The 11906-nt window shown below is 67.8% G+C and carries 11 protein-coding genes and 1 pseudogene; 5 read left to right on the top strand and 7 right to left on the bottom strand.

The window, feature by feature from the left end; all coding sequences use genetic code 11:
• Positions 1-351: 351 nt before the first annotated feature.
• Entirely contained in the window at positions 352-1827 is a 1476-nt protein-coding gene (locus tag UK23_RS45780) for an FAD-dependent oxidoreductase (RefSeq protein ID WP_045318126.1), read from the bottom strand.
• 41 nt (positions 1828-1868) lie between these two features.
• Between UK23_RS45780 and UK23_RS54735 the strand changes: the two genes are divergently transcribed.
• The 5 genes from UK23_RS54735 to UK23_RS45755 all read left to right on the top strand — a co-directional run bounded on the left by UK23_RS54735 (position 1869) and on the right by UK23_RS45755 (position 5506).
• Positions 1869-2369 (top strand): NAD(P)/FAD-dependent oxidoreductase, encoded by a 501-nt coding sequence (locus UK23_RS54735; protein ID WP_196778176.1) that lies wholly within the window; start codon positions 1869-1871, stop codon positions 2367-2369.
• Entirely contained in the window at positions 2336-3079 is a 744-nt protein-coding gene (locus tag UK23_RS54730; protein WP_196778175.1) for an NAD(P)/FAD-dependent oxidoreductase, read from the top strand. Before UK23_RS54735 ends, UK23_RS54730 begins: the two co-directional genes overlap by 34 nt.
• Before the next feature lie 47 nt (positions 3080-3126).
• Entirely contained in the window at positions 3127-3633 is a 507-nt protein-coding gene (locus UK23_RS45770) for a helix-turn-helix domain-containing protein (RefSeq protein WP_082115509.1), read from the top strand.
• A gap of 19 nt (positions 3634-3652) precedes the next feature.
• Positions 3653-4552, top strand: a complete 900-nt coding sequence (locus UK23_RS54405) for an SRPBCC family protein (RefSeq protein WP_231114987.1) — start codon at positions 3653-3655, stop codon at positions 4550-4552.
• A 129-nt stretch (positions 4553-4681) separates the two neighbouring features.
• Complete coding sequence (locus UK23_RS45755; protein WP_045318125.1) at positions 4682-5506, top strand: extensin family protein; 825 nt, start codon at positions 4682-4684, stop codon at positions 5504-5506.
• Here the strand turns inward: UK23_RS45755 and UK23_RS51050 are convergent.
• The 6 genes and pseudogenes from UK23_RS51050 to UK23_RS45730 form a co-directional block, all read right to left on the bottom strand.
• Entirely contained in the window at positions 5400-6113 is a 714-nt protein-coding gene (locus tag UK23_RS51050; protein WP_082115508.1) for an HAD-IA family hydrolase, read from the bottom strand. The genes UK23_RS45755 and UK23_RS51050 overlap by 107 nt on opposite strands.
• Positions 6110-7465: a hypothetical protein gene (locus UK23_RS45750; RefSeq protein WP_045318124.1), complete on the bottom strand. Its 1356-nt coding sequence runs from the start codon at positions 7463-7465 to the stop codon at positions 6110-6112. Before UK23_RS45750 ends, UK23_RS51050 begins: the two co-directional genes overlap by 4 nt.
• Positions 7466-7508: 43 nt before the next feature.
• On the bottom strand, positions 7509-8966 hold the full coding sequence (locus UK23_RS45745; RefSeq protein ID WP_045318123.1) for an L-tyrosine/L-tryptophan isonitrile synthase family protein: 1458 nt from the start codon (positions 8964-8966) through the stop codon (positions 7509-7511).
• 5 nt (positions 8967-8971) lie between these two features.
• Positions 8972-10162, bottom strand: coding sequence for an MFS transporter (locus tag UK23_RS45740; protein WP_045318122.1), 1191 nt, complete (start codon positions 10160-10162; stop codon positions 8972-8974).
• A 319-nt stretch (positions 10163-10481) separates the two neighbouring features.
• Positions 10482-11111, bottom strand: a complete 630-nt coding sequence (locus UK23_RS45735) for a DUF4360 domain-containing protein (RefSeq protein ID WP_045318121.1) — start codon at positions 11109-11111, stop codon at positions 10482-10484.
• 402 nt (positions 11112-11513) lie between these two features.
• Positions 11514-11906: pseudogene (locus UK23_RS45730) on the bottom strand (ATP-binding protein); the annotation flags it as partial.

Here is an 11906-nt window from a genome sequence, read left to right as displayed (position 1 = left end):
ACGTCAGGCGGTCGGCCGCCGGTCATCACCGCTTGCCCCGGTCGCGTGCTCTCTTCGGCTCGGCTCCGCCATCGCCGCTCGCCTTCGGCCTCGCGGAGTGCCGCGCGTGTTTCCGCGCGCTCGTGGCTCGCTTCCGGTTCTGGCGGACAACCTCCAACTGGCTACGGTTCGGCTGGCTGCGGTTCGGCGAGTGCTCGGCCTCGCCAGCCCGCGTGCCCGTTCGCTTCGCTGCCGTCCACCCCTCAACGCGCATGTCTGGCGAGGCTGTGGCGGGTGCTGTGCCCGACCGGGTGTCGTTTGCCCGTCGCCGCCTCCGTCCGCCCCTCGACAAGCTTGTCCGGTGGAGTGCGGTCAGCGGGCTTCGCGCTTGGGCAGTGGTTTCGTGGCCGGGCCTTCCAGGACTTCGCCGTCCACGTCGAAGCGCGAGCCGTGGCACGGGCAGTCCCAGCTGCGTTCGGCGGCGTTGAACCGCACCAGGCAGCCCAGGTGTGTACAGCGCATGGACACCGCGTGCAGGGTGCCTTCGGGGTCGCGGTAGACGCCGGTCTTGCTCAGGCCGTCGCGGATCACGTGTGCCTGGTCGGGCGGCAGGTGCTCGCTCGACGTGGCGTCGGCGGGCAGCACGCGGTCGCCCACGAGTTGCACTGCGACTTCGGCGTTCTTCTTCACCAGTTCCGGCAACGACTTCAGTGAGATCCGGTGCGGGCTGAACCTGTCGGCCAGTTCGTTCGGCTTGCCGGTGATGAGGTCGGCCAGGAGCGAACCGGCGAAGGTGCCGCTGGTGAGGCCCCACTTCATGTAACCGGTGGCGGTGAACAGAGTTGAGGAGCCCGGGGTGTAGGAGCCGATCATCGGCAGGTGGTCGTAGGAGGTCGGGTCCTGGGCCGACCAGCGGTGGGTGATTTCGGAGACCTGCCAGTGCTTGCGGGCGAAGTCCTCGAGGCGGCGGAACGGTTCCACCACGGGCTGGCCGGTCGGGTGGCTCTGGCCCGCGAGGATCAGTTTGTCGTCGTGGGCGGCGATCGACCACGACGGGCTGCCGGTGCTGATCGCCAGGGAGGAAGGCACGTCGGAGACGCGTGCGGCGATGCAGTAGGCGCGGGTCAGTTCCATGCGGGCGAAGAAGAGGCCGCGGTCGAGTGTGGGGTAGTGGGTGGCGATCACGATCTGGGAGGCGTCGACCTGGCCGTCCGCTGTGGACACGCGGGTGCCGCTCACGTCCAGGACGCGGCTGTGTTCGCACACCAGGCTGCCGTCACCGTCGATCGCGGCGGCCAGTCCCAGCAGGTACTTCACCGGGTGCAGGGTGAGCTGGTCGTCGAGGCGGACCGCGGCGTGCACCTCGAACGGCAGGTCGACGTCGACGCCTGCGCGGACCGGGAGGCCCACCTGGCGGGCGGTGATCAGCTCGTGGTCCACGGCCTGGACCTCGGACTCGGTGTAGGCGTAGGTGACGGCCGGGGCGCGGCGCAGGTCGCAGGAGATGCCTTCCAGCTCCACGAGATCGGCTACCTGGGCGACCGCGGAGACAGAGGCGGTGGCGTAGTCGGTCGCGGCGGCGAGGCCGTGGGAGCGCCGGATCGTCGAGTACACAGTGGACTGCAGGGCGGTGACCTTGGCGGTGTTGTTGCCGGAGACGCCGGACGCCACGCGATCGGCTTCCAGCACCACGACGGAGAGGCCGCGTCGCTTCAGCAACAGTGCGGTGGTGAGGCCGGTGATACCGCCGCCCACCACGGCCACGTCGAAGGTGTGCCTGCCGGTCAGCGGCGGGCGGGGCGTCCCGAGCGCGGAAAGCCAGAGCGACTGGTCAGCGGTGGTGGTCATGGCGGCGGATACCCGGCGGGTGGAGTGGGTATGCGATCAGCATGGGTAAGCACCGGGTAGTCGTCGTCGGTGGCGGTTTCGGCGGGCTGGGCGTGGTGCGCGGGCTGAAGCGCGCCGACGTCGAGATCACGCTGATCGACCGCACGAACCACCACCTGTTCCAGCCGTTGCTCTACCAGGTGGCGACCGCGTTGCTGCCTACGGGCGACATCGCGCCCGCGTTCCGGGCGATCCTGCGCAAGCAGCGCAACGCGAAGGTCCTCCTGGGCGAGGTGACCGGGTTCGACACGCAGGCCAGGAAAGTGAGCGTCGACCTGCCGGACGGCACGTCCAAGCAGGTCAGTTACGACACGCTCGTGGTGGCGGCCGGGTCGCGGGACAGCTACTTCGGGCACGACGACTGGGCCGGCGTGGCGCCGCCGATGAAGACCCTGGAACAAGCGGTCGCCCTGCGCTCGAAGCTGCTGCGGGCGTTCGAGACGGCGGTGGCGGCCGATGACCCGAAGCAGTGGCTGTCGTTCGCGGTCGTCGCAGGGCGTTGAAGGGGCAGTTCCGCGAGATCGACCCGCGCGACATCCGGATCACGCTGCTGGACGCCGTGCCGCACGTGCTGCCGCCGTTCTCCGCGCCGCTGCGGGAGCACGCGCGCAGGAAGCTGGAGCAGCTCGGGGTGACGGTGATGACCGAGGCCATGGTCGAGTCGATCGACGAGGCAGGGCTCACCACCAAGGCCGGCGACCGGGTCGAGGCGCGGACGATCATCTGGGCGGCGGGTGTGCAGGCTTCGCCGTTGGCACGCGAGCTCGCCGAGGCGACCGGGGCCGAGGTCGACCGCAAGGGCCGGATTCTGGTGAATCCCGCAGACTGTTCTGTGACCCCGGAGGTCTTCGCGATCGGCGACATGGTGAACCTGGACAATCTGCCCGGTATCGCCGAACCCGCGATCCAGGAGGGCCACCACGTCGCGCGCGTGATCAAAGCGCGCCTCGAAAACCGCGAGACGAAGCCGTTCAAGTACCTCGACCTCGGCACGATGGCCACGATCTCGCCTGGTGACGCCGTCGCGGACATCAAGAAGCTGCGGCTGAAGGGCCTGCTCGGCAAGGCCGCCTGGGCGGTCGTGCACATCGCGTTCCTGGTCGGCTGGCGCAACCGGTTCGCGGTGCTGTCGCAGTGGGCGCTGAACATCTTCACCGGCCGCCGCGCGCAGCCGATCATTCTGGAGCCGATGCATGCGATAGAGCGGAAATAGCAGGCGCTTCTACCGTCCACGAAAGCCGACGGCTGGGAAGTGGACGAATGTCGAACCTGGTGAACCAACTGCCCGTCGAGGTCGTGCGGTGGCCGGTGGACGCGGCGGCTCGGGAGGCGTGCCAGCGCAGCGGGACGTTGTGCCTGCTCGTGCTGGAGAAGAACGTGCCCGCGCCCGTGCTCACGGACATGCGCGAGGACTGGGTCCGCGCACCGGTGCCGCACCAGGACCTCGCCGTGCGCATCGCCATGCTGCGGGCCCGCGCGGCCCGTTACGCCGTGCCGGAGCTGGACATGTCCGGCATCCTGCGATTCCGCACGCGTTCCGTGGTGCTCTCACCGACCGAGCGCGCGCTTGTGGCCGAGCTGCTCAGACGGTTCCGTGCGCTCACCTCGCGCGAGGACCTGCTGGTCTGCCTGCCCTCGAAGGACGGCGACACCAGCAACGCCCTGCACCTGCACATCATGCGGTTGCGACGACGGATCGCCCCGCTGGGCCTGGTGATCAAGACTTTGTGGAACCAGGGCTACCAGCTGGGTCCTGCCGGGCCGTAAAAGTGGGTACCCGCAGAGCATGAACACCGAGCTGCTGGGCATCTACCTCAACGACCACCTGGGCGGTGCGATGGCGGGCACCGAGCTCGCCCGCCGCATCGGCCGGACGCACCCCGAGCTGCGCGCGCTGGCCGGCGACATCGAGGCCGACCGCGAGGAGCTGCTCGACGTCATGCGCTCGTACGGCGTCGAGCCGCGCCCGCACAAGGCCGCGATCGGCTGGCTCACCGAGAAGGCGGGCAGGCTCAAGCTCAACGGAAGGCTGCTCGGCCGCTCGCCGCTGAGCGACGTGCTGGAGCTGGAAACGCTGCGCATCGGCATCGAGGGCAAGGCCGCGATGTGGCGGGCGTTGAGCACGCTGCCGGGAGACCAGGAACGCTTCGACCGCCTGCTGCGCCGGGCCGAGGGGCAGGCGGACCTCGTCGACCAGTACCGGCTGAGGATCGCGCCGAAAGCGTTCAACTCGCCGCACGTGTCCGGCGTCGACGTCGAGCGCACCTTCACCGTGGCGTCCACGCCCGAGGGCGTGACCGAGTACCTGCGCGACTTCGCGCGGGCCGAGCAGTGGGATCCCGGCACGGTCACCTGCACCCGGCTGGACGACGGACCGGTCGAGGTCGGTTCGCGCTGGCGCAACGTCTCCACGTTCCTCGGCCGCAAGACCGAGCTGGTCTACGAGCTGACCCGCGACGACGCCAGCGGCCTGCGGTTCGTCGGCACCAACGACACCGCGACCTCGACGGACGACATCTCGATCACCGCGGGATCGGCTCCCGGCACGACGAAAATCAGCTACCACGCTCACCTCGACTTCCGCGGCATCGCGAAGCTCGGCGCGCCGGTGGCGAAGCTGGCGCTCGAGAAACTGGGCAACGACACCGAGAAGAACCTCATCCGAGTTCTCGGCGACGTGCGGTAAAGAAGAAGGAAAACCCCAGTTCAGGGCGGATTCCCCAGGTCGAACGTGATCCCTAGACTCCCTCGCGCCGGTTGGTGAGGCAGGCCCTTCCTCCTGTCCGCACCGGCTAGGACACAGAGGAGTACTGGGGTGTTCGAAAACAACGTCACCAGGCGCGGCTTCGTCACGGGCGCGGCGGCCGTCGCCGGTCTCGCCGGTCTGTCCACCATCGCTCCGGGGCTGGCCGGTGCCGCCCCGCAGACGCACGACCAGCACACCGAGGCCGAGATGGCCACCGAGGCCGGCGCGCTGGCGATGATGACGTTCCAGAAGATCGACGGCACGCCCGTCTACTACTGGCGCTCCAACCGCGGCAACACCACCGCCCGCAACTGGCAGTGCACCGACGCGTTCTACAACGCGCTCGTCGCGTGGATCAGGGACCTGCGCTCGCTCTCGTCGAGCTACGGCTCGATCAGCTACATCGTCTCGGCCGGTTTCTACGTCAACAAGCCCGGCCAGCACGGCGCCGGCACCGCCATGGACCTCGACCACGTGCGCTGGTCCGGCGGCAACACCATCTCGCCGCTCGACCAGGCGCACGCGTCGACGAACGCCGCGATCCGCAAGCGCTACCTCGCCACGGAGGCCGTGTGCCGCCGCCGGTTCCGGTACGTGCTCGACGGCTGGTACAACGCCGACCACCACGACCACATCCACTCCGACTTCGGCGGCATGCCGGTGCGCGTGCTCAAGGACTCCGAGTCCGACACGAAGTTCGTTCAGGCCGTGTGCAACAACTTCCGCGGTTCGGGCCTCGTGATCGACGGCATCTGGGGCACCAACACGCAGAACGCCTTCAACGGCCTCAAGTCGGCGCTGGGCGTGACCGGTGACCCGCACACCAGTTCCTCGGTGTGGCAGTCGATGTGTTCAAAGATCGCCACCAAGGGCTTCGCGAACCAGAACATCTGACTCGAAGCCGTCGTAGCTGTCGATCCAGGAATCCGGCTCCAGGCCGGCGATTCCGTAGCCGAACGACACGACAGCCCGCCGCGCGGGCGGCCTGCACGTCGCTGATGCTGTCCCCCACCATCAGCGCCGCGGTGCCGCCCGCGCGCCGGACCGCTTCCAGCAGATGACGCGGATCCGGCTTGCGGTAGGGGAGTTCGTCACCGCTCACCACCGCGTCGAACGCCGCGGCGAGTCCCAGCGCCTCGAGCATCCCGCCGGTGATGCGACCGGACTTGTTGGTGCACAACGCAAGCCGGATATTTCGTGCCCTCAGCCGCTTGAGCAGTTCCTCCACCCCCGGATAGACGTGGGCGCGGTGTCCGGGATCGGCGGCGTACGCGGTCAGGTACGCCTCCTGGACGGCCCGAGCCAGCTCTCCCGGGGCTCCGGCCTTCTCCACCGCCGCACGCACCAGCGCCTTGCCACCCAGCCCGACGTACTGCCGCGTCTCGTCGTCGACCACTTCAGTCAGGCCGTGTGCTCTCAGGGCGATGTTCACGGCGTGTGTGATGCCGGAGACCGTGTCGACCACGGTCCCGTCCAGGTCGAAGACCACCGTGTCGATCATTCCGGGTCCACCGCGCTGCCGATGGAACGCACGATCTCCTCCTCGGTGCCGTGCGCGAAGCACAACGGCTGCTGGTCGAGCCACGAGAACGGTCCCTGCCCGGCGAACCTCACCGGCACGGCTTCCGTTCGCGCCGTGATCTCCGCGATCGTCAGGAACTCCACCGGCTTCTTGCGGTCCGCGACGGCCAGCACGTGGTGCGACAACAACCCGCCGCCTTTGCCGCCGAGCGTCAGGATCGCGGGCATCGCGGGTTTGTCCTTCTTCTCGTGCACGGTCAGCCGGATCGACGACGACTCGGTTGCGGCCACTCGCCGGTCCGCCGCATGGATTGCCACGTAACGCTTTGTCGCCTCCCACGCGACTGCGGAGACGAACGCGAGACCGTCCTCCACCGCCGTCTCGTGGCCGATGATCTCCCGCCACGCGGCCTGGTGCCTCGGGTTGACCAGCGAACTGACCCCGGCCCGCGTGATGGTTCGCACGCGCGCGGGATCCTCCTTGAGCCACCACGAAAGTGCCTCCGACAGCGGCACGCCGTGCACTGGTTCGCCGTGGAGAGCGAGCGCGAAGACGTTGTCCCAGTCGACGTTCATCACCATCGTGTGCAGACGGCTGGTGACCGCCTCGGACGGCAGCGCGGCCAGCTCCTCGGCGTAGAAACCGGGCCAGCGCGGGTCTTCGGGGGTGGACTGGCGGAAGTCCGAGAACGTCACGGAAGCCTTGTCCGCCAAGAAGCTCGCGATCTGCTCGCGTTGGGCGTCGTAGGCTTCGCGGGGCCAGGCGTCGGTGATCAACGCATCGGCGAACCGCTCGCCGCCTGACCGCACGGCCAGCGAGACGGACTGTTCGGCCAGTTCTGCCACGGACTCCATCAGAGCGACGAGCCTGCCGACCGCGAACAGCTCGGCCAGATCCGCGTACGGTCCGGCGGTTTTGAGGCCGCCCGCGTCGCGTTTCGGTTGGCCCAGAGCGATTTCGAACCGCAGAGGCTCGCCGGCGCGGTCGAGGATCTGCTGCTGGAGCGCGCGGACGTCGAGGCGGCCCGCGTTGCGGCTGATGACGTGGTCGCGGAACAGTTCGGCCACCAGAGCGGCCCGCCGCGCGGCCGGATCACCCAGAGAGCTGTACAGCGCGTCTCCCGCCAGCACTTCGAGCATGCCGCGAGCGCGCTTGGTGAAGCGTTTGACCTGCTTGCGCACGCCGTCGCGCCAGGGTGGGGTGAAATCGCAGGAGACGGTGACGCCAGGGCGATCCAGGGCCGAGGAGGTCATCCAGGACTGGGAGTCCTCGCGGAGCAACGTGAGGAGCCGGCTCTCGCTGACCACCTTTTCCGCCGTGCCGATGGTCATGCCGAGGTCCTCTCGCAGCGGTGGTGCAGCGGATCGATGGCCATCACACGTCCGCCCTCTCCAACAGGTGGTGTAGCGAATCCCCCAACACCGGCCCAGTACTCGTGACATAGGCGATCGGCTGCAACCCTTCCTCCAGCCGAGCCAAAGCCCGGTACCGGTCGTCCGCCGCCACCCGGTGCCGCGCGCCCGACACCAGCACGGGGACCTCGCCCGCGGCCTCGCGTTCGATCAGGTAGCGGAACGTCGGCTTGGCCTCGCCGTTCTCGAAGTCGTAACCGCCGGTGCAGTGCTGCGCGGTCATGTTGGCGTCGCGCGAGGTCGCCGTGACGAAGTGCAGCTCACCCGGCTTGCCGTGGATCGTCAGCTTCACCGCGTCCGGCGTGACCGTGCGCAGGACGTTGAGATCCCTGTCCGCCAACGAGATCGCCACGTACCGGCACGCTGCCGAGAACGCCTCGCGCCGCAGTTCGCCGTGGTCCACCTCGAAACCGATGTCCGCGCGCGGCGCCACTTCGCCCAACGGGCGGCGCAACGACGTGATGTAGTGCCCGTAAGCATCCATCATCTGGTCAGGACCAGCGGAAACGTCCTCGTGGAACCTCGAGTAGCAGGTCGAGGTGGCGATCGACCAGAACGTGAACGCCAGCTGCGAACCCACGTCGGAGGCAGCGGTCATCTCGTCCAGCGACGGCACCGGGTCGGTCTCGTCGAAGAACGGCGTGTAGTCGCGCTCCAGGTCCACGACCCACTCGGCGTAGCGGGACGCACGCTGGTCCCAGTGCGCGGAGGCGATGCCGGAACGCACCCAGTCCTCGTAGTCGCAGATCTCCAGCACGCTCTCCGCACCCAGCTCGCGCACCCACATCCGCAGCGAGTCCTGATAGTCGAGGACCACGTTGTCGGGCGTGCGGCAGGCGCGGTTGTACTTGCGGCCGTCAGCCAGTACGCGGAACACGGCGCCCGTGGGGCTCAACGCGTTGAGTGTGTGCGCCAGGGCAGCGCAGCGGGCCAGGGAGTGGATCTCGGCGGTGTCCGGAGCGCGGCCGCGATTCTTCACGGGAGAGAAAGGCTTGCGGGAGAACAACGGCAGCACGAGCTCGACCGGGAGGCCCGCCGAGATCATGCCGAGCACCTGGTCGCGCAGCTCCGCGCGGCCGAAGTGCTCCTTGCGGGCCTTGAACCACTTCCCGTCGAACAACGCCTCGGCGACCAGCTCGGCGGCACCCGGCTTCGCGACGCCGTACTCCTTGGCCTGCTTGCGGGCGCGGCCCAGGGCAGCGTCCACGCGGGCGGCCGCCGCGCGGCTCACCGCGTGCGCAAGGGCGGGCATGACCTCGTCGACCCAGTACTTCGCGTCGATCGCGACGGATTTCGAGGCGAACTCGCGTTGGCGGTAGAGCTGGAAGGGTTTGCTGCGAACCTGGGAGATCAACCGGTGACCACCGGAGATCTGGCTGCGGCGCTGTTCGGCATTGAGCGCGTTCAGGGTTTGCGTCATGGCCTTCACTTCCGAACCAGGTGAAGCGCCGCGAACACGGCGCTGATGGCAAGGGGCACGAGCAGGAAGGCGTTGACCGTCGGCCAACTGGTGGCGGAGAGGAGCGGCCCTGCGGTGAGGGCACCGAGTGCGGAGGCGCCGAGCGTGAACATCTCGCTGACGCCCTGTGTGACAGTGCGTTCGTGCGGCAGATACGAGCCGGCGAGCAGGGTCGTGCCGGAGACGAACATCAGGTTCCAGCCGATGCCGATCAACGCCAGCGCGACCATGAAGGCGATGTGCGACGAGCTGCTCAACGCGATCAGTGCCCCTGCCGCGTTGATGACCACACCGACGAGAACTGTTCGTGCCGCACCGATTCGAGCGGTGAGGCGGCCGGAGACGAACGCCGTCGCGTACATGCCGACCATGTGCCACTGGATGACCGACGCGGCGTCGTGCACCGAGTGGCCGGAGCCGGACGCGGCGATGGGGGCGGCGGTCATGGCCAGGGTCATCGTGAAGTAGCCCGCGCCCGCCCCCGCGACACCGGCCAGGAACACCGGCTGCCGTGCGATTTCCCGCAACGTGCGCGGCTCACCGGCCAGAGCTGCCTCCTCGACGGCGTTCGAGGCGCTGTCGACGGTCATGCCCGCGACCACCGCCGTTGAGGCCAGACCCAACGCCGTGACCAGCGCGTACGACCCCGCGAAGACCACCGGCAGGGCATCGGAGACCGCCGTCGCGAGGAACGGGCCGGTGACCGCGGCGAGGATTCCGCCGCTGAGCACCGTGGAGATGGCCTTGGCGCGCTGGTCGGCGGGGGAGATGTCGGCGGCGGTGTAGCGGTAGTAGCCCGCCAGCGCCTGGAACACGCCGATGCACGCCACGCCGGCGCAGAACAGCAGGTAGCTGTGCAGCGTCACGGCGAGCACCGAGATGAGACCGCCGATGACCGCGGCGAGCGAGCCGAGGAGGAATCCTGCCCGCCTGCCGTGCCCGCGCATGAAGGCCGACGCCGGATAGGTGGTGAGCCAGGAAACGATGCTGATCAGCGCGAACGGAACGGTGGCGAGAACGGGGGACGGCGCCAGCGAGAGGCCGACGATTCCGGTCAGCGTGAGGTCCACGCTGATGCAGCACTGGTAGAGCGTCTGGGCCGCGGTGAGCAGCGACATGTTCCTCGCGCGTTGCCCGGCAGGCGCGGAAATACTCATTCAGATGCACGTCCACTCGGAATAAGGAACGCAATGATGCTTTGTGTGTAACCGTTTACATCGCTGCGGTGAAGGCTACTTGACCTACTTCGGTGAACACAACGGTTGTGTCCGGGCACACTGGCGACATTGCCGTTGCCTGTCCCAGGTTGATCCTGGGGAAACGCCCAGTAACCGAGAAAGAACGCGCCGGTCGGCCCGGAAATGAGACGCAAGGAGGCCCCTCGGTCTCATTTGGAGGAGTCCGAGGGGCCCGGCGGCCTTGCTGTTCGGTTGTTTTACCCGTTACTCGGAAGTGCTGTCCGCAAGCTGTCGAGGGCTACAGCTTTGGACACTTCTTCCACGCGAAGTGGTAGATGGTCTCGATCGAGCCGTCGGTCGAGTCCATCGCCATGAAGCTGGTCTTCTTCGGGTCCGACGTGCCCTTGTCCACGCGGAGCTCGGTGTTGATGTTGAAGTTCCGCTTCTCGCCGCACGGGTGGTAGACGATCGAGGCGACGTCGGTCTTGTGCGTGACCTGCCAGTTGTCGCTCAACGCGCCGTTGTAGGTCTTCGAGCGCTGGTCGGTGTCCGACATTCCCTGGAAGTAGTAGCTCGCCTTCACCGTTCCCTTCGCTCCCTTCTGCAGATCGGCGAAGCCTCTGTAGTCGGCCTGCGCGATTCCGTAGGTGAATCCGCCGGGAACGTTGACCTTGAGGTTCAGCTGGCAGTTCTTGCGGAAATCCGTCGGCTTGGACTGCGGGCCGACCTGGGCCAGATAGTCGCTGTAGGTGACCGTGAAAGCCTTGTTGTCCGGCGAGACGGCGACCGCGGCCGAGCCCAGGCGGCAGCCGGAGCCGTTGACCGTCACGACGTTGATGGTGATCTGGCCAGTCGGGGGCGGATCCGCGACCGGGGGAATGACGATGGTGGACAGAGCCAAGGCGGCCGCAGCCAACGTGCTAATCATGGGACACCTTTCCGAATGTGCAGGACATGTCGGGCGGCGTGATACGAGACCGTATCGGAAAGGGTGTTAACGAACCTCCGCCAACCAGAGCAACATTGCGTGGCAACAGCCGAGGTCAATGTGCGTCGACCATTTGTCACCTTTTGTGGTCGATCGGTTACCGCACTAATGGGCGAGTCGGCGGTGGCGTCGGTTAATTGCCACCCGTACCGAAAGAACGCGATTCAGGAACCTAATGCTCCTGGGCGTGCGCGCGAATGTAACACGCATCGAACGGAGTAACGGCGGTCTCGGTGGCGGAACTCAATTGGTGAAGCGTCCACACCCGTGCGGGCCCGGATACGGCAAAGGCGCATCCACAGTTGGATGCGCCCTTGTGGGTGAAACTCGAACTAGAGCGGTTTACCTGCCAGGACCGTTGCCCATCGAGCCACCGAGACCGAACAGGATCCGCTGGATGAGCTCGGGATCGACGTCCGGCTCGTCGCCCAGCGCCTCGGCCGCGGGCGAACGGCGCTTCTCTCGCCGGGGCAGCGGCACCGCGTTGGCGTTCACGCCGGTCGGCAGTGGCAGCTCGCACCAGATGAGCTTGACCCCGTTGCCGAGCTGCAGCTCGCCGGTGCGCAGGTCCGGGGAGGTGGGCGGCATCGTGAAGCGGGCCGCTTCCAGCTCGACCACCAGGTAGTCGCCGCTCAACCGCAACCGCAGCGTGATCAGCCGCGAGGTCTTGGGATCAGCGGATTCGATGGCAGCCTCTACCAGCGCACACGCCACGGCTGAGCAGTCCTCTGTCAC

This window comes from Lentzea aerocolonigenes (assembly GCF_000955955.1).
Taxonomy (GTDB): Bacteria; Actinomycetota; Actinomycetes; order Mycobacteriales; family Pseudonocardiaceae; genus Lentzea; species Lentzea aerocolonigenes_A.
The sequence above is the reverse complement of the archived record's forward strand: the minus strand, read 5'-3'. Positions and strand labels throughout refer to the sequence as shown.